Origin of the sequence: Sphingobacterium hungaricum, from assembly GCF_015210005.1 — a bacterium.
GTDB lineage: Bacteria > Bacteroidota > Bacteroidia > Sphingobacteriales > Sphingobacteriaceae > Sphingobacterium > Sphingobacterium hungaricum.
This window is the reverse complement of sequence record NZ_MU158698.1, coordinates 1085445-1109446: the sequence shown is the minus strand read 5'-3', so window position 1 is coordinate 1109446 and position 24002 is coordinate 1085445. Positions and strand designations below refer to the sequence as shown.

Annotated in this window: 24 protein-coding genes; 15 read left to right on the top strand and 9 right to left on the bottom strand. The window is 39.1% G+C overall.

The genetic code is table 11. The features are described 5' to 3' along the window. The first annotated feature begins 5 nt into the window (after positions 1 to 5). The 9 genes from C4F49_RS08060 to C4F49_RS08020 are packed head-to-tail and all read left to right on the top strand — an operon-like array spanning position 6 to position 7409. The gene (locus C4F49_RS08060) at positions 6 to 1880 is read left to right on the top strand and encodes a cytochrome c oxidase subunit I (protein WP_196935358.1); all 1875 of its coding nucleotides are present in this window, start codon (positions 6 to 8) and stop codon (positions 1878 to 1880) included. Between the two features lie 46 nt (positions 1881 to 1926). Then, a complete protein-coding gene (locus C4F49_RS08055; RefSeq protein ID WP_196935357.1) occupies positions 1927 to 2976 on the top strand; it encodes a COX15/CtaA family protein in 1050 nt (349 codons plus the stop codon). Between the two features lie 33 nt (positions 2977 to 3009). Next, the gene (gene cyoE, locus C4F49_RS08050; protein ID WP_196935356.1) at positions 3010 to 3915 is read left to right on the top strand and encodes a heme o synthase; all 906 of its coding nucleotides are present in this window, start codon (positions 3010 to 3012) and stop codon (positions 3913 to 3915) included. 2 nt (positions 3916 to 3917) lie between these two features. Next, entirely contained in the window at positions 3918 to 4502 is a 585-nt protein-coding gene (locus tag C4F49_RS08045; protein ID WP_231388240.1) for a cytochrome c oxidase subunit 3, read from the top strand. Between the two features lie 9 nt (positions 4503 to 4511). Beyond that, positions 4512 to 5249: a cytochrome c oxidase subunit 3 gene (locus C4F49_RS08040; RefSeq protein WP_196935354.1), complete on the top strand. Its 738-nt coding sequence runs from the start codon at positions 4512 to 4514 to the stop codon at positions 5247 to 5249. Positions 5250 to 5280: 31 nt separating this feature from the next. Further along, positions 5281 to 5655, top strand: a complete 375-nt coding sequence (locus C4F49_RS08035; RefSeq protein WP_196935353.1) for a cytochrome C oxidase subunit IV family protein — start codon at positions 5281 to 5283, stop codon at positions 5653 to 5655. 60 nt (positions 5656 to 5715) lie between these two features. Beyond that, positions 5716 to 6384 (top strand): SCO family protein, encoded by a 669-nt coding sequence (locus C4F49_RS08030; protein ID WP_231388239.1) that lies wholly within the window; start codon positions 5716 to 5718, stop codon positions 6382 to 6384. Position 6385: 1 nt separating this feature from the next. Then, a complete protein-coding gene (locus C4F49_RS08025) occupies positions 6386 to 6928 on the top strand; it encodes a DUF420 domain-containing protein (RefSeq protein WP_196935351.1) in 543 nt (180 codons plus the stop codon). Positions 6929 to 6938: 10 nt separating this feature from the next. Then, positions 6939 to 7409, top strand: a complete 471-nt coding sequence (locus tag C4F49_RS08020; RefSeq protein ID WP_196935350.1) for an ABC transporter ATPase — start codon at positions 6939 to 6941, stop codon at positions 7407 to 7409. Positions 7410 to 7445: 36 nt separating this feature from the next. On the opposite strand, the gene C4F49_RS08015 is transcribed toward C4F49_RS08020, so the two are convergent. Continuing rightward, positions 7446 to 7844 carry a DoxX family protein gene (locus C4F49_RS08015; RefSeq protein WP_196935349.1) on the bottom strand — a complete coding sequence of 133 codons (399 nt, stop codon included), beginning with the start codon at positions 7842 to 7844 and terminating at the stop codon, positions 7446 to 7448. Between the two features lie 7 nt (positions 7845 to 7851). Continuing rightward, positions 7852 to 8754, bottom strand: coding sequence for a S66 peptidase family protein (locus C4F49_RS08010; protein WP_196935348.1), 903 nt, complete (start codon positions 8752 to 8754; stop codon positions 7852 to 7854). Positions 8755 to 8942: 188 nt separating this feature from the next. On the opposite strand from C4F49_RS08010, the gene metG reads away from it, so the two are divergent. Beyond that, positions 8943 to 11018 carry a methionine--tRNA ligase gene (metG, locus tag C4F49_RS08005; protein WP_196935347.1) on the top strand — a complete coding sequence of 692 codons (2076 nt, stop codon included), beginning with the start codon at positions 8943 to 8945 and terminating at the stop codon, positions 11016 to 11018. Positions 11019 to 11159: 141 nt separating this feature from the next. Here the strand turns inward: metG and C4F49_RS08000 are convergent, their stop codons facing one another. From C4F49_RS08000 to C4F49_RS07980, 5 genes are all read right to left on the bottom strand, one after another. Beyond that, positions 11160 to 12647: an amino acid permease gene (locus C4F49_RS08000; RefSeq protein WP_196935346.1), complete on the bottom strand. Its 1488-nt coding sequence runs from the start codon at positions 12645 to 12647 to the stop codon at positions 11160 to 11162. 96 nt (positions 12648 to 12743) lie between these two features. Continuing rightward, on the bottom strand, positions 12744 to 13583 hold the full coding sequence (folP, locus tag C4F49_RS07995; RefSeq protein WP_196935345.1) for a dihydropteroate synthase: 840 nt from the start codon (positions 13581 to 13583) through the stop codon (positions 12744 to 12746). A 91-nt stretch (positions 13584 to 13674) separates the two neighbouring features. Then, positions 13675 to 14157 carry a DUF4920 domain-containing protein gene (locus tag C4F49_RS07990; protein ID WP_196935344.1) on the bottom strand — a complete coding sequence of 161 codons (483 nt, stop codon included), beginning with the start codon at positions 14155 to 14157 and terminating at the stop codon, positions 13675 to 13677. Positions 14158 to 14163: 6 nt separating this feature from the next. Next, entirely contained in the window at positions 14164 to 14751 is a 588-nt protein-coding gene (locus tag C4F49_RS07985; protein WP_196935343.1) for an L-threonylcarbamoyladenylate synthase, read from the bottom strand. Next, a complete protein-coding gene (locus C4F49_RS07980) occupies positions 14751 to 15572 on the bottom strand; it encodes a 2,3,4,5-tetrahydropyridine-2,6-dicarboxylate N-succinyltransferase (RefSeq protein WP_196935342.1) in 822 nt (273 codons plus the stop codon). The genes C4F49_RS07985 and C4F49_RS07980 overlap by 1 nt, the downstream gene beginning before the upstream one ends. 107 nt (positions 15573 to 15679) lie before the next feature. Here C4F49_RS07980 and C4F49_RS07975 point away from each other — a divergent pair, with 107 nt between their 5' ends. The 3 genes from C4F49_RS07975 (at position 15680) to C4F49_RS07965 (ending at position 18397) form a co-directional block, all read left to right on the top strand. Continuing rightward, on the top strand, positions 15680 to 16087 hold the full coding sequence (locus C4F49_RS07975) for an RNA-binding S4 domain-containing protein (protein ID WP_196935341.1): 408 nt from the start codon (positions 15680 to 15682) through the stop codon (positions 16085 to 16087). Positions 16088 to 16189: 102 nt separating this feature from the next. Beyond that, on the top strand, positions 16190 to 16987 hold the full coding sequence (locus C4F49_RS07970) for a sulfite exporter TauE/SafE family protein (RefSeq protein ID WP_196935340.1): 798 nt from the start codon (positions 16190 to 16192) through the stop codon (positions 16985 to 16987). Between the two features lie 18 nt (positions 16988 to 17005). Then, a complete protein-coding gene (locus C4F49_RS07965) occupies positions 17006 to 18397 on the top strand; it encodes an MBL fold metallo-hydrolase (RefSeq protein ID WP_196935339.1) in 1392 nt (463 codons plus the stop codon). Between the two features lie 4 nt (positions 18398 to 18401). On the opposite strand, the gene mtgA is transcribed toward C4F49_RS07965, so the two are convergent. Beyond that, positions 18402 to 19133 (bottom strand): monofunctional biosynthetic peptidoglycan transglycosylase, encoded by a 732-nt coding sequence (gene mtgA, locus C4F49_RS07960; RefSeq protein ID WP_196935338.1) that lies wholly within the window; start codon positions 19131 to 19133, stop codon positions 18402 to 18404. Positions 19134 to 19422: 289 nt separating this feature from the next. Here mtgA and mutS point away from each other — a divergent pair, with 289 nt between their 5' ends. Next, complete coding sequence (gene mutS, locus C4F49_RS07955) at positions 19423 to 21999, top strand: DNA mismatch repair protein MutS (protein WP_196935337.1); 2577 nt, start codon at positions 19423 to 19425, stop codon at positions 21997 to 21999. A gap of 3 nt (positions 22000 to 22002) precedes the next feature. Here mutS and C4F49_RS07950 read toward each other — a convergent pair whose 3' ends face one another. Further along, positions 22003 to 23196, bottom strand: coding sequence for a hypothetical protein (locus C4F49_RS07950; protein WP_196935336.1), 1194 nt, complete (start codon positions 23194 to 23196; stop codon positions 22003 to 22005). Between the two features lie 98 nt (positions 23197 to 23294). Here C4F49_RS07950 and C4F49_RS07945 point away from each other — a divergent pair, with 98 nt between their 5' ends. Next, positions 23295 to 24002 (top strand): tRNA1(Val) (adenine(37)-N6)-methyltransferase, encoded by a 708-nt coding sequence (locus C4F49_RS07945; RefSeq protein WP_196935335.1) that lies wholly within the window; start codon positions 23295 to 23297, stop codon positions 24000 to 24002.

The window sequence follows — 24002 nt, the reverse complement described above, 5'->3', positions numbered from 1 at the left end:
AGAATATGTCAAGTACAGTTATATCACACGACGCAGCGCATCACGATTCACATGATCACCATCATGAAACGTTCTGGACTAAATATATATTTAGTCAAGATCACAAAATGATTGCAAAGCAATTCTTGATTACCGGTATCATAATGGCAGTTTTTGCCATGATATTATCCATTTTATTCCGTATTCAATTAGCTTGGCCTGACAAAGATTTCCCTATTTTGGAAGTGTTTTTAGGTAAATGGGCTGAAGGCGGACGTATAAAACCTGATTTTTTCCTATCCTTGGTGACCATTCACGGAACCATGATGGTATTCTTTGTATTAACAGCAGGTTTATCAGGAACATTTAGTAATTTATTGATCCCTTATCAATTAGGGGCTCGCGATATGGCTTCGCCATTCATGAACATGCTTTCGTACTGGTTTTTCTTTACTGCATGTGTTATCATGATCGGATCTTTCTTCGTTGAAAGCGGACCAGCATCTGCGGGTTGGACAATTTATCCTCCATTATCAGCCGTTCCGTCAGCCATTTCAGGATCTGGATTGGGAATGACGCTTTGGTTAATCAGTATGACGTTGTTCATCGCTTCTCAGGTAATGGGTGGTGTAAACTACATCAGTACTGTATTGAACATGCGTACGAAAGGAATGGACATGTGGAAAATGCCTTTAACAATTTGGTCGTTCTTCTTGACTGCGATTGTAGGTTTATTATCCTTCCCAGTTCTAGTTTCTGCAGTAGTTTTATTGGTATTTGACCGTTCATTTGGAACTTCATTCTATTTATCAGATTTAGTAGTTCAAGGACAGATTTTGCCTAACGAAGGTGGTTCACCTATTTTGTTCCAACACTTATTCTGGTTCTTAGGTCATCCAGAGGTTTATATCGTAGTTATGCCAGCTTTGGGTATTACTTCCGAAGTTATTTCTACAAATTCACGTAAACCAATCTTTGGTTACCACGCGATGGTTTATTCGTTAGTTGGTATTACTGTATTATCATTTATTGTATGGGGTCACCACATGTTTGTAACAGGTATGAATCCGTTCTTAGGAGGTGTGTTCATGATTACGACATTGATTATCGCGGTTCCTTCGGCAGTAAAATCATTTAACTACTTAGCGACATTATGGAGAGGTAACATCCGTTTTACTCCAGCGATGATGTTCGCGATTGGTATGGTTTCCTTCTTTATTTCCGGTGGTGTAACTGGTTTGTTCTTAGGAAATGCGGCTTTAGATATTAACTTACACGATACATATTTTGTGGTAGCTCACTTTCACTTAGTAATGGGATCTGCATCGATCTTCGGTATGTTGTGTGGTGTTTATCATTGGTATCCGAAAATGTTCGGACGTATGATGGATGCGAAATTAGGCTATTTACACTTCTGGTTAACTTTCTTAGGAGCGTATTTAGTGTTCTTCCCAATGCACTTTATGGGTATTGATGGAGTACCTCGCCGTTACTATTCATTCACCAACTTCCCTTTCATGGAGAAATGGGTGTCTGTAAATATTTTGGTTACTTGGGCAGCAATCATTGCAGCATTAGGTCAGGTAGCATTCTTGTGGAACTTCTTTACCTCGATTTTCTTCGGTAAAAAAGCAACACAAAATCCATGGAATTCAAATACTTTGGAATGGACTACACCAGTTGAGCATATTCACGGAAACTGGCCAGGAGAAATTCCTACTGTTCACCGTTGGCCGTACGATTACAGTAAGCCAGGAGCGGAAGCAGACTTTATTCCTCAAGATGTTCCTTTCTCTCAAACAATGAGCTCTAATCAAGCGCACGACTTTGAAGGAAATGAAGAAGCGATTCGCATTCAGGAACAATGGAATAAAGATAACAACAGAACTGTAGAAGGGTAGGTTCGTCCTACCTCTCTTTTCATACTTTATAAAGTACAGGAGAAAAATGTATCCAGCTGCTGAAAAGCGTTTTATCAAAATAAACAGATTAACTATTATAGTTTTATTTATGGTAATAGCTGCTGGAGGAATAGTAAGAAGTACAGGTTCAGGAATGGGCTGTCCGGATTGGCCGAAATGTTTCAATCAAGTTATTCCACCAACACATGTTTCGCAGCTTCCTGAAGGGTATGAACAACAGTATATTGATGGTCGCCAGAAAAAAAACAATCGTTTTGCTAAGTTAGTTGAGTTTTTCGGATATCCCGAAAAAGCAGACCAAATTCGACATGATGAATCGATATTGGTTCATGAAGAATTTAACGCAGCAAAAACTTGGACCGAATATATAAATAGGGTAGTAGGCGTTATTGCAGGTTTCTTTTTATTATTCACAGCAATCTTCTCTTTCGCTTATTCAAAATCAAAACCAAGCATTGTTGTTTGGAGTGTTCTTAATCTTATTTTTGTTATCATTCAAGCCTGGCTTGGATCGATCGTCGTCTCAACCAACCTGATGCCTTGGATTATCACCGTACATATGCTCTTGGCATTGATAATCGTCGGCGTAAGTATTTATACGTTCTTTTTGGCCACGACTTTACGAGACAGCAGCATTCTGGTGAATTACTCCTACAAAGGAGTGAAAGCATTAGCCATTTTGGCCTTAATCGTGTTGCTGATTCAAGTTGTTTTTGGAACGGAAGTTCGAGAAGCAATAGACCATCTGAATGATGAAGGACTTGCTCGATCAAGCTGGATCGCATCGATTGGGGAAAGCTTAAAATGGCATAGAATATTAGCATACATTACCGTTTTACTTTCGGTTCTCTTATTTTTCTTAGTGAAAAATAGATTTAGCCCAGCCACTATCCAAAGTAAATATGCTTGGATTGTGATGGTGCTCGTAGTACTTCAAATGGCGATAGGAATTATATTGACTGAGTTTAATGTTCCTGCATTCGCACAAACGAGCCATTTGATTTTAGCAAGTTTGTTGTTCGGAGCTCAATATTATTTAATGTTGTTGCTGTCGAAATTAAAAAGAACGGCATAAGTTGCCAATACAAGTGAAAGATTTTTAAATCGCATGAAGGAATTTATTTCTGATTTTAATAAACTAGTAAAATTACGTCTTACACTGACGGTTGTTTTTTCTGCTTCCATCGCATTTTTGATTGGAGCGAAGCAACAGGGTGAAGTGATGTGGTTTAATTGGTTGATGTTGACGATCGGAGGATTCTTAGTGACGGGTGCGGCAAATGGATTTAATGAAATCATCGAAAGAGATTTGGATAAATTGATGGTTCGTACAATGGATCGCCCGCTTCCTTCGGGAAGAATGAATACCGGACAAGCTTTGGTTTTAAGTTTGTTTATGGGAATCATCGGAACCTTGGTCTTGGTGCAACTTAATTTTATCGCAGGATTGCTTTCTGTGTTCTCGATATTTTTATACGCTTTCGTCTATACGCCATTAAAACAGAAATCGCCGATAGCCGTATTGGTTGGTGCATTTCCAGGAGCATTGCCTCCGTTGATTGGATATTACGCGGCGTTTGAATCTGCAGGATTTGGATTGGCTTATAGCGAAGTGAGCGAGTCAGCAGTTGTGATCGTGCCTTTGGTTTTATTTGCGGTGCAATTCTTTTGGCAGTTTCCTCATTTTTGGGCTATTGCTTGGGTTGCTGATGAAGATTACAAACGTGCTGGATTTAGATTGTTGCCGACAAAAAAGAAAGATAAGACATCAGCTGTATTGATTTTTATTTCAGCGCTGCTTATGATACCCGCGGGATTTTTGCCTTGGTATTATGGTTTTGGCGGATATTATTTTACAGCAGTATCTTTGTTAGGAGGTTTGTTATTTACCTATTACGGTTATCAGCATATGCTAAAAATGGAGGATGCAACGGCTAAGAAAGTCATGTTTACATCGTTCCTTTACTTGCCGTTAACCCAATTGGTATTATTATTTGATTATCTTCCTTTATGATAATGAGTATAGAAAATTTACAACAAGAAGAAATTCTTCAGTCCAGAAAGGCAAAGAAATTTAGCCTTTGGCTGGGGATGATAGGTATGTTCATGATGTTTGCGGCATTGTCAAGTGGATTTATTGTCTACACAGCAAGTGGCGTTGATAAGGGCATCAAGACGATTTTGCCTCATGCATTTATCTGGAGTACCGTAGCAATTGTTTTAAGTAGTCTGACCATGCATTTGGCATCGAAAGCAGTCAAACAAAATCAATTAGCTAAACAAAAGATTTATTTATTACTGACGATTGCATTAGGTGTCGTGTTTTTCTTTGTTCAGGTGGAAGCTTGGTCTACACTAACCAGCAGAGGAATCTATTTCATCAATACGAATGCTTCGCAATCGTTCATTTACATTTTTACAGGGATGCACCTGGCGCACATTATTGCAGGATTAATTGTATTGATCCGTTGCTTTATTGGCGCAGCCAAACCAATTCCTTTAGATCAGAATACTTTCAGAATGGATTTAGCTGCTATTTTTTGGCATTTTCTAGATCTTTTATGGATTTATATATATGTTTTCTTACTTTTGAATCAATAACACTAAGACATGAATACAACGGTATCGCAATTGGATAAGGTTAAAGACGGACCTTGGAGCGGCGGAAAGTCACCTTGGAATCTAGAGTATGGAAAAATCATGATGTGGTTTTTCTTAGTATCGGATGCTTTTACTTTCTCTGCATTTTTAATTTATTATGGAGCGCAAAAATATGCACAGCCTACTTGGGTTGATGCAGATAAGATTTTTCAATCCATCCCTGGAATCGCAGAATCTGGTCAACCTTTGGTTTTCGTAGGTATTATGACCTTTATTTTGATTATGTCATCGGTTACGATGGTGCTTGCGGTTGATGCAGGACATCGCAATAAGAAAGATGAAGTTGTCAAATACATGTTATGGACAATTTTAGGTGGTATTTTGTTCGTTGGCTGTCAAGCAATCGAATGGACTCACTTACATCACCAAGGATTTTGGTTTGGCAGAAACCCGGCAACTGGTTTAACGGATCAAAATGCAATCGTTGAAGCACTATCTCCTTATTTCTCTAAAGAAATTTCGTATACTGCCGCATTGCAGTTTTCGAACTTGTTCTTTACGATAACTGGTTTTCACGGTTTCCACGTTTCGATCGGTATTTTATTAAATATTATTATACTTTGTCAAACATTGAACAATACGTTCCAAAATCGCGGATCGTATCTAATGGTTGAAAAAGTTGGTTTATACTGGCACTTTGTCGATTTAGTTTGGGTATTCGTATTTACCTTCTTCTATTTAATTTAATTTCTGTATCACTATTTTTTAAAAAATTATTATGTCAAATCACCACGATCATATAGCTCACGACACTCATGAACATGAGGGTATGGATAAAAAGGGCATCTGGAAAGTATTTTTTATTCTATTAGCATTAACAGGATTAGAATTTTTAATCGCATTAGGATTTGTTCACCACTGGGGAATTTTACACAAAGGAACGTTCTTAAATATCATTTACATTGCCTTAACTTTAGTTAAAGCATACTACATTGTTGCGTATTTTATGCACTTGAAATTTGAGAAATCGGGCTTTATTCTGAGTGTCTGTATTGTATTTGTGTTTATCATTTACTTTATCGTATTAATGTTGATTGAAGGTGGATATCTTCATGATCATTTCACACATCAGCCGATTTTCCCTCATAAATAGATATTTAGCATGACAAAAGTTTCTCAAAAGAGAAATGGATCAAAATTAATAATCCTGGCAATGGTACTACTTTTGCCAGGATTTTTATATATAATGGTTAATAAAATGGGCTCTAACGAATATGTTAAGCTGCCTGTCTACGGTGAGAAGTCCTTATCTGGCAAGACCAACCGTTCCATGGGACGTGATATTCCAGATACGCTTTACCATACCTTGAGTCCTATTCAATTAACTGATTCAAATAACAAGCAAGTCACTTTTTTGGGCAACGATACAGCCGTTACCGTCGTTCATTTATTTTATTCCAAAGATAAATCCTCTTCGAAACCGATGATGGATAATTTGGCAGGAATTGCGAAGCGTTTTATTGCTAATCCGGTTGTCGAATTGTATTCCATTTCGGTGGATCCAAATGACACGCCTGAAGACATTAAAGCCTTTGCCAATTATCCTCGATTGGATGCGAAAAACTGGTTTGTTACGACAAGGCCAAATGTGGATATTTTCGAATATGCACAAAAGCAGATGCTAATCGATGCCATGAAAGACTCAAACGACTCGAATCGATTTATTATCGCGAGTAAGTTTTTGTTAATCGATTCAAAACACCGCATTCGCGGATTTTATGATATCAATCTGCAATCGGAAATCAAACGATTGGAAGATGAAATCAAATTACAATTAGTAGAAGAAATTAGAAATAAGCCACTGAAGGTGGAACAAAAATAGCATGGAAAATAGAGAAGCAGAAAAAAAATACAATGTCTGGATAATCATTTTGTCGGTTGCCATTCCATTGGTTGTTGCGATATTATTTGGAGTTAATTTGCGTGATTTAGGCTATGATGTACAGCCTTTGAGTTTTTTGCCACCAATCTACGCAACAATTAACGGCCTTACAGCAGTTTTGTTAGTGTGGGCGGTATCTGCTATAAAAAGAGGAGATCAAAAGCTTCACGAGCGATTAATTAAAGTTTGTATCGCTTGTTCGATTGCATTCTTGGGGATGTATGTCGCTTATCACATGACTTCCCAATCAACGCCTTACGGAGGTGAAGGATTTATCCGCTACGTTTACTTCTTTATCCTGATTACGCATATCTGTCTATCGATTATTATCATTCCTTTCGTCTTGATTACATTCGTTCGCGGAATTTCAGGTTCTTATGCGAGACATAAAAAAATAGCAAGAATAACCTATCCGATGTGGCTTTACGTTGCGGTGACAGGAGTAATTGTTTATTTAATGATTTCTCCGTATTATGTCCATTAATTAGAGAAAGATGAAAAGAGTTTGGATTTATCAGGCAGACCGTTTTTTTACAGAACCGGAAGAGGCGCAAGCCTTAGAAATTCTGCAAGCTTTTGTGCAGGATTGGACTGCGCATGGCAATAAATTAGCAGGGCAGGTTTCGATTGAATATGGCTTGTTTGTGATTCTTCAAGTCGATGAAGCTGTAGCGAATGTGACGGGTTGTTCGATTGATAAATCGGTGCATTTGTTAAAGAAAATCGAAAATGAATTGAACATTAATTTATTCAATCGATTATTGATTGCCTACAAGGATGGTTTTAACGAACTTCAATTGGTTTCGAATACTGTTTTTCAGGATTTGATTGATGAAGGTGAAGTGACCGAAAAGACAATCGTGTTCAATAACATGGTCACCACATATGACGAATTTGAGGATTCATGGGAAGTTCCATTCGAACGGAGCTGGCATTCGAAAGTATTCACAGCGAAAAAGAGCTAATCAGATTTTGATTAGCTCTTTTTCATTGTTGCCAATTTATCGTTTGTCGACACTGTATTTTCCAGGTCCGATAAACAGTAGACCCAAATAGACACAGAAGAACTCAATGGCATGTGATGCCCCGGATAGGCCATCGCCTTGCGCCAGATGTTTTGATAAAGCCACAAGCATTGTAAATGCTAAAAGCAAACATGCAGGTCTTGTCCACAATCCAAGAATAAGCAGAATCGAACCAACTGTTTCTGTGGCCGCCGCTAGAAATCCCCAAACAACAGGCAAGAAATGAATACCGAAAATCCCCATTGAACTGCCCACTTTTTCCCAAGTATCCACGCCTCCCAATAATTTCGGAACGCCATGCGTCAGCATCATGGCCCCGATTCCAAGACGGATAATCAAGATGCCTAAATCTCTGTATTTTGATAAATTTTTCATAGCGCTTTTACGAGTTAAATTCCAAATTCACGTGGCTTTTGCCAACTTCCATACGCACTTCAGCTCCCAAAATCAAAGCATGGTTGTTGTCGATATGTCCTGCCGGAAAATGAAAAGCAACCGGATAATCATATCCTTTCACTTTGTCAAGAATGATTTCTTCAACCGTTTGCCCAAATCCTGGCGTAGCATCCTTCATCGAAGAAAAACTTCCGACCAGCAAACCTTTTAGCTTAGCTAATTTACCGGCGCGTTTCAGCGTCCATAACATCCGGTCGATGTTGTAAAATGATTCTCCAACATCTTCAATAAACAAAATCTTATTGTCATAAACCATATCCGAATCAGATGCCAGAATGCTATGAAGAATAGCTAAATTTCCACCGATTAAAATCCCTTCAACTTTTCCTTCTCGGTTTTCCTGTTTATTCTGTTTGAATGAATAGGCGAGTGGCTTGCCAAAAAGAGCAGTTTTCAATGTGTTTAAACCTGATTTTGTGCTCTCTTCAAATGATTTTGGCATTTGCCCATGAATGGTTGGGATTGCAAGATTTCGTTCGACATGGCTATGCAATACGGTGATGTCGCTGAAGCCAATCAGCCATTTTGGATTTTTCTTGAAGTTGCTGAAATCGATGGCATCAATAATGCGAACCGTACCATAGCCTCCGCGCCCAGCGAAAACAGCTTTGACGGAATCATCATCCAATGCGTCTTGCAAATCTTTAGCGCGCAACGCATCATCGCCAGCAAATTGATGGTAGGCGCTCGTCACCGTCTTGCCGATTTGAACTTCCAAACCCCAACTTTCTAAAGTTTTGACAGCGATATCGACTGTTCCGCGCACAAAGCTGGCCGGACAGACAATTGCTACTTTATCTCCTTTTTGTAATCCGGAGGGTCTTTTCATATTTCTTTGCTCGTTTTATGTTATGGGCATCAATTTAACTTATTTTGGATGAAACTGACGAATGAATGTCAAATTTCTCCCTGCAATAATTTAATCTTAACGTATTTATTAAGCGCAAATTGCATTATCTTTGTTGCTTCAAAAAGAAATATTTTTGATTCGTTACACATTTAAATTAGCATTCTATTTTGAGTATTCTTTCAAAAAATAAATTTACCATTACCTCTGCTTTACCTTATGCGAACGGAGGATTACATATTGGGCATTTGGCCGGCGCGTATGTGCCTGCTGACATTTTTGTCCGTTTTCTTCGCTTGAACAATAAAGATGTCGTTTATGTATGCGGTTCAGATGAACATGGCGCGGCGATTACGATTAAGGCTAAAAAAGAAGGTGTTACGCCAAAAGAAATTATCGATAAATACAATGCTCTGATTAAAGAAAGTTTTCTAGAATTCGGGATTTCCTTTGATATTTATCACCGTACTTCGGAACAGATTCACCACGATTTATCGCAGGAATTTTTCTTGAATTTATATGAGAAAGGAGAATTTATTGAGCAAGTTTCGGAACAATATTACGATGAGAAATTTCATCAGTTTTTAGCCGACCGGTATATTGTCGGTACCTGTCCGAATTGCCATTCCGAAGGTGCTTATGGCGACCAATGCGAAAAATGCGGGTCGACATTAAATCCTACGGATTTAATCAATCCAAAATCTACATTAAGCGGTGAAACACCGATTCTGAAAGAAACAAAACATTGGTATTTGCCACTGGATAAATACCAGCCTTGGTTAGAAAAATGGCTGATTGAAGGCAAAAAATCCATCTTAAAATCCAATGTCTTCGGACAATGCCAATCTTGGCTAAAATCAGGTTTGCAACCTCGCTCGATGACCCGCGATTTGGATTGGGGAATTGATGTGCCTTTGGCTGAAGCAGAAGGTAAAAAGTTGTACGTATGGTTGGATGCGCCGATAGGATACATTTCGGCAACGAAACAATGGGCCATCGATAACGGAAAAGATTGGGAATCCTATTGGAAATTACAGCCCAAAGAAGAAGATAATTCGACTTTAATCCATTTTATCGGAAAGGATAATATTGTTTTCCACTGTATTATTTTTCCTTCGATTTTGCATGCGCATGGCGAGTATATCCTGCCGGAAAATGTACCTGCAAATGAGTTTTTAAATTTGGAAGGCGATAAATTATCGACATCTAGAAATCATGCCGTATGGTTGAGTGATTACCTGAAAGATTTTCCAGAGAAACAAGATGAATTGCGTTACGTGATTACATCCATTCTTCCAGAAACATCCGATAGTGAGTTCACTTGGAAAGATTTTCAAGCCCGTATCAACAATGAGCTTGTCGCTATCCTAGGGAATTTCGTGAATCGGGTACTAGTTTTATCCCATAAATATTTCGAAGGTAAGGTTTTGTTAGGTTCGGCTTTATCCGAACGCGATGAGGAAGTTTTGGCAGAATTAAAAAAATATCCTGCGCAGATTACGCAATCTTTGGAACAATATCGTTTCCGCGAAGCCTTGTCAAGCTTTATGCAGGTCGCTCGTTTGGGAAATAAATATTTGGCGGATGAAGAGCCTTGGAAAGCGTTTAAGGAAGACCCTGAGCGCGTGAAAACGGTTTTATATGTTGCTTCGCAAATCGTCGCTAATTTAGCCGTGATTGGTCAGCCATTCTTGCCAAAAACATCCACCAAACTATTCGAAATGTTGAATCTTGAGCAACAAGATTGGGCAAAAGCTGGAACAGTTGATTTAATCGCTAGCAATCATCAGTTGGGCGAAGCGCAATTGTTATTCGAAAAAATAACGGATGAGCAAGTGGATTTCCAATTGAATAAATTGGCAGAAGCAAAAGCATTAAATGCGCAGTCGAATGTGTCGACAGAAGTTGCTCCTGCGAAACAGAATATTACATTTGATGATTTCTCTAAATTAGATATCCGTGTTGGAACGATTGTGGAAGCAGAAAAAGTGGCTAAGACGAAGAAGTTATTAAAATTGAAAATCGATACAGGAATTGACCAGCGTACTGTTGTTTCAGGAATCGCTGAATTCTTTAAACCTGAAGATATTGTCGGTAGGCAAGTTTCTATTCTGGTGAATCTTGAACCTAGAGAAATTAAAGGTATTGCTTCGCAAGGAATGATTTTGATGGCCGAAGATGCTGATGGACGTTTGGATTTTGTAAATCCGAATTCGGCAGTGGCCAATGGCTCATCTGTTCGCTAATAAAACAGAAAAGTTCATTACATAAAATCCCGATGCTTCAGGCATCGGGATTTTTTTGTTTAATGAAGATTCATGTCAGTTTATCGGGCGCAAAAAAGCCGGCTACTAAATAACCGGCTTTTCTGTTATCGAAGAATTTTATTAATCCTCCGTATAAGTTCCTTCTTTCACGGCTTTTCTAATCTTGCTATGTTTAACACCATATACAAAATAGATAATCACGCCTAACAACATCCAGATAGCTAAACGTTCCCAGCTTTCGATTGGCAACGAAGCCATCATTAACACACAGACGATGATTCCAAGAATCGGAATCAATGGTACAAATGGTGTCTTAAATGGACGCTCAATATTCGGTTGTGTTTTTCTCAATATAATTACGCCGACACATACCAATGTGAAAGCGAATAGAGTTCCGATACTCACCATGTGGCCTAAATCCGAAACCGGAACAAAACCTGTGAATAAACTCACGAAAACCATAAAGATTAAATTCGTTTTCCAAGGTGTTTGTCTTTTCGATAAATCCGAGAAGATTTTTGGCAACAGACCATCTTTACTCATCGTATAGAATACACGGCTCTGTCCTAAAAGCATCACGAGAATAACCGAAGTATATCCACAGATAATCGTAATAATTAATGCTGTATTCAGAAAGTGATAGCCTGTTTTCTCAAATGCTGTCGCAACGGGTTTGGCATCGCCAGTAAATTCAGTGTAGTTCGCTAAACCTGTCATCACGTAAGAGAACAAAACATAAAGAATTGTACAAATCACTAGGGAACCGATGATTCCGATAGGCATTCCTTTTTTAGGATTCTTAGCTTCTTGAGCCGCAGTACTTACTGCATCAAAACCGATAAACGCAAAGAACACAACTCCAGCAGCTCTTAAAATTCCGCTAATTCCATATTCTCCAAAATAGCCTCCATCAAAGAACTCCCCCCAAGTTATTTTACCTGCTTTTAGAAGCTCCTCGCCTTCATTTGTAGGAATAAATGGCGTATGGTTCGCTGGGTCCATAAAACTCCATCCTAAAGCGATGAAAATAAGTACAACACCAACTTTTAAAATAACCAATACATTATTCACAAACGAAGATTCTTGTGTACCTCTCATCAACAAAAGCGATAACAGACAGACAATGATAATGGCCGGCAAATTCACCACACCGCCTTCCCAAGGTCCGTGCAAGAGCGTTTCCGGAATATGAATATTAAAAATGAGCAAAAGCTGGTTAAAATATTGCGACCAGCTGGAAGCAACAGTAGCCGCCGCCAATGCATATTCTAAAACTAAATCCCAACCAATAATCCAAGCCATAAATTCACCCATGGTTGCATACGAATAGGTGTATGCACTACCTGCTACAGGAATCATGGACGCAAATTCTGCATAGCAAAGTCCTGCAAAAGCACAACCCAAAGCAGCGACCATAAAAGAAATTGTAACAGCTGGACCTGCATTATCTGCTGCAGCTATACCTGTAAGTGAAAATAGACCAGCACCTATAATGGCTCCTACTCCAAGCGCAATCAATCCTGAGGATGATAGCGTCCGTTTTAGTGTCCCTGCGCCGCTCTCTTCCGCCTCTCTAACAAGTTTTCCAATAGATTTTTTATAAAGCATAATAGATTAATATGTTAATACTGCACTAAACTACAAAAAAATATAAAAAAACGGTATCAATTCTCTTTTTATAATACGTTTTAGCTTGATTTTTAGTTAAAATAATAAATCCACAATTTGTTTCGCTTCTTTCATATCGTGGACACGCAAGATTTGAACGCCTTTTAATAATAAAAGTGTATTTAATACAGTCGTACCTATTAAAGATTCATCTGGCTGGATGTTTAGTTTTTTATGTATCATGCTTTTTCGCGAAATGCCTCCTAGAATCGGCAAGCCGAAATAATGCAGTTCATCCACCCGATGCAAAAGCTCATAGTTCTGTTCCTGCGTTTTTGCAAATCCAAAACCTGGGTCTAAAACAATATCTTTAACACCTAACGAACGTAATTTTGAAATTTTCTCACCAAAATAAGTCGCAACATCGGTGACAATATCGTCGTAGCTTGTTTCGTTCTGCATGGTTTCCGGTAAGCCACGCATGTGCATCAGCACGTAAGGGACTTGTAATTTCGCAACCGTATCAAACATGTTTTCATCAATTGTTCCTCCCGATACATCGTTAATAATTTGCACACCAGCCTTGATAGCAGTTTCGGCAACTTCCGAACGAAAGGTATCGATGGATAATAGTGCTTGTGGAAAACGCAACACAATTTCTTCGATAATCGGCAAGGCGCGGTCCATTTCTTCTTGCGCGGAAATCAATTTAGCTCCGGGACGTGACGAAAAAGCACCGATATCGATAATGTCCGCTCCTTGGTTTAGAAGTTCTTCAGCTTTCGCTACGGCATGTTCTATGGAATTGTATTTGCCACCATCGTAAAACGAATCTGGAGTTAAATTCAGGATGGCCATGATTTTAGGCAGTTCAAAGCTGATGAGTTTTCCTCCTGCAACGATGGATTGACAAGAATGGGTATGAAGTGTTGACATGTTTACTGATTATCTGGTAAAATTAAAAAACTATACAGCATAAAAAAAGTCACAAAAACTTGTGACTTTTTTTATGCTGTATGCGAATGGGCTATTTAACAACCACAACGCCATCGGCAACGATAGAAATATCTTTTTTAGGTTTTGTTATTTTAGCAATTTCCTCTTTGCTTTTTCCTAAATCCTCTGCGTAATGTTTTTGCCATTCAACGGAAGTTTCCTTGATTTTAGCTCTTCCCTCGACAACAATTGTTTTTCCAACAATATCCTGAGGCATAAAATATGCATAATCTGTAAAACGCACCATGATAGGTTCAGCATCACCAGCTCTTTTCAATGTAATGAAACAGCCTTTTTTCTTGCAAACCTGTACCACTTCGCCTTCGATTTTCCCTGAAAACGTTGAATCTTTTCCAAAAGAATTTTCTAGTTTTCCGACTGAAATCGCATTGGTTTGGTCAATCTTTTTTCCATATTGAACTCCTGCTTGTGCAGAAGGTATTTCACTTTGCTGCGCAATGCTTAGTTGTACGACAGCGATGATTGCAAATAATAAAGTGACTAATTTTTTCATATTTGTTTATTTTCTTAAAAATTCGAATTTCCCGCTAGGGTCTAATTTTAAAACGATAGAAGGTTCACGTTCAGCTACATCTTCTTGTCCAAATTTAACGATATAATCTACTCCGGCCTTTATTTCTTCTGAAATCTCCGAAAAATTACGTGGAGATGATGCGCCGCTGACATTCGCCGAAGTCGAAATAATTGGTTTGCGAAAGCGCTGTAACAATTGTTCGCAAAATGGATGTTTCGCAACGCGTATACCGATAGAGCCATCCGATGCAAGTGCATTTTTGGCTAAATTCTTCGCGTTGGAATACACAATCGTCATCGACCTATCGCTTGCTTCAATCAATTCATAAGCTACTTCAGGCACTTCATTCACATAAGAAGCCAATTGATTATCATTCCAAAGCAGAACAATCATGCTTTTTTCACTTGCACGTTCTTTTAAGGCATAGATTTTCTCAACAGCTTCCGCATTTGTCGCATCGCAACCGATTCCCCAAATGGTATCCGTAGGATATAATAGCAGACCGCCAGCTTTCAGAACTTCTAAAGCTTGGTTCAGGTCTTCTCTATCGACAAATGTGTTTGATTTTGACATTATACAGCTACGTTATGCTCGCGCAAAGCATCGTTTAAGGATGTTTTTTTATCTGTTGATTCTTTTCGTTTGCCAATAATCAATGCACATGGAACTTGGTATTCGCCAGCTTCGAACTTTTTAGTGTATGAACCTGGAATAACGACCGAACGCGCAGGAACATAACCTTTGTATTCAATCGGCTCTGAACCCGATACATCAATGATTTTTGTTGACGCAGTCAACACGACATTTGCACCTAGAACAGCTTCGGTTTCTACGCGGATACCTTCCACTACAATCGCTCTTGAACCAACAAAAACATTGTCTTCAATAATCACAGGAGCTGCTTGAACTGGTTCCAAAACACCACCGATACCAACACCGCCGGATAAATGTACGTTTTTGCCAATCTGAGCACAAGAACCAACGGTTGCCCATGTATCTACCATTGTACCTTCGTCCACATAAGCGCCAATATTAACATAAGACGGCATCATGATAACCCCTTTGGCTAAATAGGCTCCGAAACGAGCAGAAGCACCAGGAACAACACGAACGCCCAAATGCTTGTAATTCGTTTTCAGCTTCATTTTATCATGGTACACAAAAGGAGTGTTCTCAATTACTTCCATCTGACGTGTTGGAAAATACAAGATGACGGCCTTCTTAATCCAATCATTCACATGCCAACGGTTGCCAATAGGTTCTGCTACACGAATTTCGCCACTGTCAAGGCGTTGAATAACGATAGCGATAGCCTCGTAATATTCTTTGTATTCCAATAGCTGCCTATCTTCCCAAGCATCTTCTATTAATTTTTTAAGCGTCTCCATTTCCATGAAAAATATGTTGTTTGTATGTAATTAAAAATTTCACAAAGATGAAAATTTTTGTTGATATTCTTGACTTCAGTGGGTATTATTGTAAATCATAGAAAAAGCATCGAATGGCGACGGAATCGGAAAAACTGAGAATTGATAAATATTTGTGGGCTATACGCATCTTTAAAACCCGAAGTTTGGCGACTGAAGCCTGCAAAGCGGGACGTGTGAAGCTGAATGGCCAGAATATAAAACCTTCTTATGTTGTAAAAATCGGCGATTTGTATCAAATACAAAAAGGCATCGAGCGAAAAGTTATTTTCGTAACGGGCTTGCTTTACAGGCGTGCGGATGCTCCGACGGCAGCTCAATTTTATGAAGACCGTACTCCGGTCGAAGAAACGCATGCTTACAAATCCACATTCCATGCACCAATCTTGAAGCGCGACCGAGGCGCTGGCCGTCCAACAAAACGCGACCGTAGGGAAATCGACGATTTGAAATCGGATTTATATGAAGATGATGAGGCTTAGCTAATTAGGATAAAAATCTACTAAATCCGTCTATTATATAATTTTAAATACTTGATTATAAATTAGTTGATATATTCTTAAAACTCCTACCTTTATTCTTCGATGGAGGTTTTAGCCTATACACTTGCAGTTTTAATTGGTATATCATTAGGTCTTATTGGTAGTGGCGGTTCGATTTTGACCGTGCCGATTTTAGTGTATTTATTGGACATCGACCCGCTTTTAGCAACCGCTTATTCCTTATTTATTGTCGGTATTACTGCTTTGGTTGGCGGTTTCGGAAAAGCTAAAAACGGGTTGGTCGATTTCCGGATGGTTGCCGTCTTTGGCATTCCTTCAATTTTTATGGTTTTGTTTACCCGGTCCTTCATCGTTCCCCATATTCCTGCGATTATGTATCACGACGAAGGTTTTGTATTGAGCAAAGCAACCTTTGTGATGATTCTTTTTGCGGTGATTATGTTATTCGCATCCATCTCAATGATTCGGAACCGAACGGAGGAAGAGCTGAAAAACGATCAGACATTTAATTATAAAAGTGTATTTTTAAAAGGAATATTTTTAGGATTGGTCACGGGAATGGTTGGCGCAGGCGGTGGGTTTTTGATTATTCCCACCTTGGTGATTTCTGCAAAAATGCCAATGAAAAAAGCAATTGGAACCTCCCTATTTATAGTTGCTTTTAATTCGCTGATCGGATTTTTGGGTTTCCTCGAAATTGATGATCATGTTATAGATTGGAAATTATTATGTATATTTTCACTGACATCAATCATCGGAATATTTATTGGGTCAAAAATTGCTAAAAAAATCCCCGGAGACAAATTAAAGAAGAGTTTTGGCTATTTTGTTTTGATTATGGGATTCTACATAGTTTTAAAAGAAGTTTTTCACATTTAAAAAAAAGGATAAGAGTATATGTTTTTTCAACAAGTATATGATAAAAGTTTGGCACAGGCGAGTTATGTAATCGGATGTCAGGTGACTGGCGAAGCGATGGTCGTCGATGCGAAGCGAGATGTCGACACCTATCTTGAATTAGCAAAACAACATGGCCTGACCATTACTAAAGTTACAGAAACACATATTCATGCAGATTTTTTAAGTGGCACCCGTGAATTGGCGAAATTAACAGGAGCTGAAATTTATTTATCGGACGAAGGTGGCCAAGATTGGCAATACGAATTTCCGCATACCGGATTGAAAGATGGCGATCAGATCCATTTGGGAAATATCAGTTTTCGGATTTTACATAATCCGGGACATACACCAGAAAGCATCAGTTTTCTGATTACCGATCATCCAGCATCGGATCATCCGGTGATTATTTTAACAGGGGATTTCGTGTTTGTGGGTGATGTTGGACGTCCTGATTTATTGGAAAAGGCAGCAGGAATTGTTGGCTCTCAATCAGAAGGAGCGGAGCAAATGTTTCAATCGTTGCAAAAGTTTTCGGCTTTGCCGGATTTTGTGCAGCTCTGGCCTGGACATGGCGCGGGCTCGGCTTGCGGTAAATCCTTAGGTGCTGTTTCAAGCAGCACAATTGGCTACGAGAAAATAAGAAATTGGGCACTGGAAGATGCTTCAAGACAAGATTTTATTCAAACGCTGTTGGCGGGTCAGCCTGAGCCTCCAAGGTATTTCGCCCAAATGAAGAAGCTCAATAAAATCGAACGATCTTTGCTTTTAGAAGTTCCACAAATTCCATTGTTGTCAGATTCAAGTTTTATTGATTTATTGCTTATGGATGTACAGCTTGTGGACACACGCTCAAAGTTCGAATTTTCCAAAGAATTTATTGCGGGAGCTTATAACATTCAGGCAAATAATGCTTTCGCAACTTGGTGTGGCTGGATGTTAGACTATGATCGTCCAATTGTATTGATTGCACAAAAGAATCAACTGGAAGATTTAATGCGCAAGCTTATGCGCATCGGTTTGGACAATGTCGTAGGGTATATACCATCCATCGATACCCTAGATGTGCCGATGAATACCTATGAAGTGCTTAGTTTCGAAGAATTTGCAGAAACCGTACATGACCAAGATACGCAAGTTTATGATGTGCGCAACCAATCAGAATTTGAAAACGGACATGTTGAAGGAGCGAAAAATATTTTTGTTGGCACAATGATCAACCATTTGGATGAAATCGATCAAACGAAATCCATCGTGCTGTATTGCCAAAGCGGCGATCGCGCTGCGCTAGCAAGTTCGATTTTGCTAAAAAATGGTTTTGAGAATATCCGAACTTATTTTGGAGGAATGAAAGAATGGAAAGAAAAGCAGCAGCCTTTACAATTCACATAAAAAACTATTCCGGTATCGAATAATAATTCATGTAACGCACAATGCTATTCGCTCTGCGATTGACATAATTGGAGGGTCTTCGCGCATCCCATTGTCTAGGATTTGGGAGAATAGCGATGATCAGGCCGGCTTCCTTCTTTGTTAAGCTTTTGCCCGATTTATGGAAATAATATTGGGAAGCGGCTTCAGCGCCATAAATCCCTTGTCCCATCTCGATAACATTCAGATAGACTTCGAGTATGCGTTTCTTGCTCCAGAAAATCTCAATCAATACCGTAAAATAAGTTTCCAATCCTTTCCGTAGCCAAGAACGCGTTGGCCATAAGAAAACATTTTTAGCGACTTGCTGGCTGATTGTACTTCCTCCGCGCAACGCACCGCCGTCTTTATTTCTACTGATGGCATCTTTAATAGCTTCTGTATCGAATCCATTATGCGTCATAAAGTGCGCATCTTCTCCTGCAATCGCTGCTCGTTTAAGGTTGTCAGACATATCCTCGTAATCTAACCATTCGCGTTCAAGCTTAAATCCTTTACCGGCAGCTTTCCATTCAAATCCCCTTTTTAACATCAAATAGGTTATCGGGGGATTCGTAAAACGCAACGCAATCACCCACAGAAATGTGAAAATAAAAAATCCACCAATAATGCGTATCGACCAAAATTTCACCTTGCTTTTCCAAGATGATTTGCTTGATTTTTTACTTTTTATTTTATTTCCGCGTTTAATTGCCATTCAATTCCTTAAAGGTGCAAAATTAGGTAATTAATTTTTCAAAAGCCGTTATTCGATACCCAAAAAATTAGATCCGACTTAATCTTTTGGTATTTAGGAGCAGCGTAATTAGATGGTGAAGATTTGTTTTGCCTGCAAGCGACCTCGGTTATTTTTTGAATAGGAAAAAATAAATCTTTTCATACGAAGATTTACTATTCAGTTTGTCAAATCCAGCCGTTTCCCTTATTTTTACAACTTACTAAAAAGCAAAACAGCATTGGCTAAGGAGAAAAAAACAACACCATTAATGCAACAATACAATGCGATCAAAGCAAAGTATCCAGGTGCATTATTATTATTTCGAGTAGGTGATTTTTATGAAACCTTTGGCGAAGATGCAATCAAAGCGGCTGCCATTTTAGGCATCGTGCAAACCAAACGTGGAAATGGAACGGAATCTGAAACAGCTTTGGCAGGATTTCCGCATCATTCTCTGGAAACCTATCTGCCAAAATTAGTCCGTGCCGGACAGCGTGTTGCTATTTGCGACCAGCTGGAAGATCCAAAAATGACCAAGACCATCGTGAAGCGCGGTGTTACGGAGCTGGTCACGCCCGGAGTTTCTTATTCCGATGCGATTGTACAGCAGAAATCCAATAATTATTTGGCATCTATTTTTCAGGAAAAGAACCAGTTTGGGATAGCCTTTTTAGATATTTCTACCGGCGAGTTTTTGGTTGCCCAAGGCAATGCCGAATACATGGACAAATTGATTCAGGGCTTTAAGCCCAATGAGATTATTTTGCCAAAAAAGCAATACAAAGAGTTCGTCGAAAATTTCGGTTCGAACCATTATACCTATACGCTGGATGAATGGCCTTACAGCGGCGATTATGCATCGGATCTGTTGTTAAAGCATTTCGAAGTCAACTCGATGAAAGGTTTTGGAATTGAGCGGATGCCAATTGGAATTCTGGCTGCGGGCGTTGCTTTGCATTATTTGAATGAAACCGAACACAGGAATCTGCAACATATATCGAATATTTCCCGCATCGAGGAAGAACGTTTTATGTGGCTTGATCGGTTTACCATTCGTAATTTGGAATTAATTGGCTCCGCGAATGAAAATGCAACGACCTTATCGGATGTGTTGGATCAAACGGCTTCGCCTATGGGCGCACGCCTGTTGAAACGCTGGATCGTCATGCCACTTAAGGAGAAAAAATCCATTCAGGAACGCTTGAATGTGGTTGATTATTTCTACCAGCATGCAGAGATCCGCGAAGAACTCATTAAAGAAATCCGCCAAGTCGGTGATTTGGAAAGGTTGATCAGCAAAATCGGATTGCTGAAAGCAAATCCAAGAGAAATTAGTCAATTAAAACGTTCGCTGTTCGCTATCGAGCGATTGAAGAGCCTGACGAATGTTGCAGAATCTGAATCCTTGCGAATGATTTCTGAACAATTGAATACCTGCTTGATTATTCGTGATAAGATTGAGCATGAATTGCAGGAAGATCCTCCTGTCGCGCTAAACAAAGGAAATGTCATTGCCAGCGGCATCGATCCAGACTTAGATAAACTGCGTAAAGTTGCTTTTGGAGGGAAAGATTATTTATTAGAAATCCAAAAGAGAGAATCCGAAGCGACTGGAATTCCTTCGTTGAAGATTGCTTTCAATAATGTTTTCGGATATTATCTCGAAGTGACCAATACGCACAAGGACAAAGTTCCTGAAGGATGGATTCGCAAGCAAACTTTGGTTAATGCCGAACGCTATATTACTGAAGAATTAAAAGAATACGAAGACCAGATCCTGGGTGCTGAAGAGAAAATTCAAGTGATCGAAAATCGATTGTACGCGGAATTGCTGGTGTCAATAGCGGAATACATTAAGCCGATACAGCTCAATGCGCAATTGGTAGCGAAGCTCGACGTCCTATTGAACTTTGCGACAATCGCTACAAAAAACTATTACATCAAACCAGAAATTTCAGAATCTAAAATTCTGGATATTAAAGGAGGACGCCATCCTGTCATCGAACGAAATCTTCCTTTGGGACAAGATTACATTACGAATGATACCTATTTAGATCCCGAAACGCAACAGATTATTATCATTACTGGACCGAACATGGCTGGTAAGTCTGCTTTGCTTCGCCAGACTGGTCTAATTGTCTTGATGGCGCAAATCGGTTCTTTCGTTCCTGCGAAAGAAGCCAAGATTGGCTTAGTCGATAAAATATTTACACGTGTCGGCGCTTCGGATAATCTTTCGTCAGGCGAATCCACATTCATGGTCGAAATGAATGAAACGGCAAGCATTATGAATAACCTGTCGGATAGAAGCTTGATCTTGTTAGATGAGATTGGCCGTGGAACGAGTACCTATGATGGAATTTCGATTGCCTGGGCAATCGCTGAATTTTTGCATAATCATCCATCGGCTGGCGCAAAAACGTTATTTGCGACGCATTATCATGAATTAAACGAATTGAGCAATTCCATGCCGCGCATTAAGAATTTTAATGTCAGTGTCAAAGAGGTCAACAATAAAGTGATTTTCCTTCGGAAGTTGGTTCCTGGAGGTTCCGAACATAGTTTTGGTATACACGTTGCGAAATTGGCTGGTATGCCTTCTAAATTAGTTGCTAGAGCTTCTGAAATTCTAAAACGTTTAGAACAAGAGCGGACAGGTGGCGAAGACATTAAAGACAGCATGCGGAAAATTCAAAAGCAAGCCTATCAGTTGCAGATGTTTTCGATTGATGATCCTGTTTTGGTCAAGATCAGAGATGTGTTGAATAATTTGGATGTGAATACGTTAACTCCTGTAGAAGCTTTGATGAAGTTGGATGAAATCCAGCGAGTTCTGAAGAACTAAATCTTACAAGGAGAATCGAACGAAAAGTTCAACGCTAGAGTAGCTGTTGAAGATTTCTGTCTGCAGATTATTGTTCAAATGGTACGGCGAGTAATGGTAATTGACATTCAGCCCCATAAACGTTTTTCCTGCTATATAACGCATAAATGTTACTCCTGGTGCAAAATTGACTGTATTTAGATTGTTGTAACGCGTATACGAAGTTGGGTCGCCATATTCGTCGTACGAATTATCATCGTAAATCGTTTCTGCTAATCCAGTATTTGTAGATTCAAATGCAATTCCAATCTTCGGATAGATAATGTATTTTTCATCGTCATAAACTTTGTATCCTATGCTTCCACCCATCAGATAAGTAGCCTTCGAATTGATCGTATAGATTTCGTCACGAAGCATGTAATCAAAATCCCGATCATTGCTGTTGATGCGTACTTTTATCATTCCTTCAAAAATAAATGAATTTGACAAAGGAGACATCAAAGAAACTCCAAGAACTGCATTGTTTTTGAAAACCGGATTTGTAGCCCCCAAAGGCATGTAAGCGCCCGCTGAAAGTACGATACCACCTCTATCTTTTGCATGTTGAATCGGATTACTTTGCGTTTTTTTTACTCTGGCGGGTCTAGTTATGGTTACCATTTCATCAGGCATTGTTTGCGGTTGAACTTGCGCTTGACGTTTATCCAGCTCATTATAGAAATCCTCTACCATATCCGCAAAAAGCAAACAGATCAATTCTTCTTTTGGATTCAAATTGTAGCTGTTGGAATTTAACAGGGCCGTGGCTTTTTGTTTTGTCAGCAAATCAATCGGATGACCTAAGGGAATATAATTAAATGCGGCTTTGTCAGATTCGTAGATTGTTTTAAAATTTTTATCGTCGGCATTGTCCAAGCGAACGGTAAATTTCACATCGAATTGATTATTGATGTAATCATCGATGGCTACATCAGCAGGTTGTTTGTCAATGATTAAGCGAAGAATACGAATCCGTTGCGTTACTTCCGACACGCCACAAACACTTTCTATCGTTGTTAGCAATACGTCTACTTGCGAAAAATCGTTTTTATCCAACAAAGGTGTCAATCGGTCTAAAGAAATTTCGGAGATGCTTTCGCAATTTTCTTGCTGTGCTTGTGCAGTGAATGCCGTTAGTAGTAAAAGAAAAGATAAAATAGCAATCGTAAAATTCTTCATGTTATTAATTTTCTTCAAAATAACTAAATATTAATCATTTCTGCATTTTGAAAATCATTTTTCTGTAATGAAAGATAATAGGTTTATTTTTGCTAGCAATGGGAACAATTTTTAAGTTTAAAGAATTTGAAGTAGACCAAGCCGATTGCGCGATGAAAATAAATACCGATGGTGTTTTGCTAGCAGCTTCAGCACGCGATTTAGATGTCTCAAGGATTTTGGATATCGGCACCGGAACGGGCGTGATTGCGCTGATGTTGGCACAAGCCAATCCGCAAGCCTCAATTGTGGCTGTTGAAATCGATGAGCAGGCGGCAAAGCGCGCGCAGTCAAATTTTGCTCATTCCCCATTTTCTGAACGATTAAATGCAGTCCATATGGACTTTATGCAACTGCAACCTACGGACTCATTTGATTTGATTATTTCAAATCCTCCGTTTTATACGAACTCATTGCATAACCCAGATGGAAGAAAGAAATTGGCAAAACACACTGATTCTCAATTCTTTGAAAACATGCTGTCTTTTGCGACTCAATATTTATCAGAAGAAGGACTGCTGCAGCTGATTGTTCCGACCGAGCTGGCTCAAGAGATTAGCTCTTCGATGATTGATAGATACCACTTGCATTTGGTTAACGAATGGAATATTTCTTCATTTGAAAATGAAAATCCCATCCGTACAATTTTACGGATAGGTAAAAGCAAAGGAGAAAAAACAACAGCTTCGTTTTATATTTACGAACAGAAAAATGAATACAGCGGGCGTTATAAAGAACTTTTAAAACCCTATTTTTTAGCTTTTTGA

Excerpts from the sequence above, each read along its gene's own strand:
- C4F49_RS08060 (WP_196935358.1), top strand. The coding sequence starts at position 6 with ATGTCAAGTACAGTTATATCACACGACGCAGCGCATCACGATTCACAT.
- C4F49_RS08055 (WP_196935357.1), top strand. The coding sequence starts at position 1,927 with ATGTATCCAGCTGCTGAAAAGCGTTTTATCAAAATAAACAGATTAACT.
- cyoE (WP_196935356.1), top strand. The coding sequence starts at position 3,010 with ATGAAGGAATTTATTTCTGATTTTAATAAACTAGTAAAATTACGTCTT.
- C4F49_RS08045 (WP_231388240.1), top strand. The coding sequence starts at position 3,918 with ATGAGTATAGAAAATTTACAACAAGAAGAAATTCTTCAGTCCAGAAAG.
- C4F49_RS08040 (WP_196935354.1), top strand. The coding sequence starts at position 4,512 with ATGAATACAACGGTATCGCAATTGGATAAGGTTAAAGACGGACCTTGG.
- C4F49_RS08035 (WP_196935353.1), top strand. The coding sequence starts at position 5,281 with ATGTCAAATCACCACGATCATATAGCTCACGACACTCATGAACATGAG.
- C4F49_RS08030 (WP_231388239.1), top strand. The coding sequence starts at position 5,716 with ATGGTACTACTTTTGCCAGGATTTTTATATATAATGGTTAATAAAATG.
- C4F49_RS08025 (WP_196935351.1), top strand. The coding sequence starts at position 6,386 with ATGGAAAATAGAGAAGCAGAAAAAAAATACAATGTCTGGATAATCATT.
- C4F49_RS08020 (WP_196935350.1), top strand. The coding sequence starts at position 6,939 with ATGAAAAGAGTTTGGATTTATCAGGCAGACCGTTTTTTTACAGAACCG.
- C4F49_RS08015 (WP_196935349.1), bottom strand. The coding sequence starts at position 7,844 with ATGAAAAATTTATCAAAATACAGAGATTTAGGCATCTTGATTATCCGT.
- C4F49_RS08010 (WP_196935348.1), bottom strand. The coding sequence starts at position 8,754 with ATGAAAAGACCCTCCGGATTACAAAAAGGAGATAAAGTAGCAATTGTC.
- C4F49_RS08000 (WP_196935346.1), bottom strand. The coding sequence starts at position 12,647 with ATGCTTTATAAAAAATCTATTGGAAAACTTGTTAGAGAGGCGGAAGAG.
- folP (WP_196935345.1), bottom strand. The coding sequence starts at position 13,583 with ATGTCAACACTTCATACCCATTCTTGTCAATCCATCGTTGCAGGAGGA.
- C4F49_RS07990 (WP_196935344.1), bottom strand. The coding sequence starts at position 14,157 with ATGAAAAAATTAGTCACTTTATTATTTGCAATCATCGCTGTCGTACAA.
- C4F49_RS07985 (WP_196935343.1), bottom strand. The coding sequence starts at position 14,751 with ATGTCAAAATCAAACACATTTGTCGATAGAGAAGACCTGAACCAAGCT.
- C4F49_RS07980 (WP_196935342.1), bottom strand. The coding sequence starts at position 15,572 with ATGGAAATGGAGACGCTTAAAAAATTAATAGAAGATGCTTGGGAAGAT.
- C4F49_RS07975 (WP_196935341.1), top strand. The coding sequence starts at position 15,680 with ATGGCGACGGAATCGGAAAAACTGAGAATTGATAAATATTTGTGGGCT.
- C4F49_RS07970 (WP_196935340.1), top strand. The coding sequence starts at position 16,190 with ATGGAGGTTTTAGCCTATACACTTGCAGTTTTAATTGGTATATCATTA.
- C4F49_RS07965 (WP_196935339.1), top strand. The coding sequence starts at position 17,006 with ATGTTTTTTCAACAAGTATATGATAAAAGTTTGGCACAGGCGAGTTAT.
- mtgA (WP_196935338.1), bottom strand. The coding sequence starts at position 19,133 with ATGGCAATTAAACGCGGAAATAAAATAAAAAGTAAAAAATCAAGCAAA.
- mutS (WP_196935337.1), top strand. The coding sequence starts at position 19,423 with ATGCAACAATACAATGCGATCAAAGCAAAGTATCCAGGTGCATTATTA.
- C4F49_RS07950 (WP_196935336.1), bottom strand. The coding sequence starts at position 23,196 with ATGAAGAATTTTACGATTGCTATTTTATCTTTTCTTTTACTACTAACG.
- C4F49_RS07945 (WP_196935335.1), top strand. The coding sequence starts at position 23,295 with ATGGGAACAATTTTTAAGTTTAAAGAATTTGAAGTAGACCAAGCCGAT.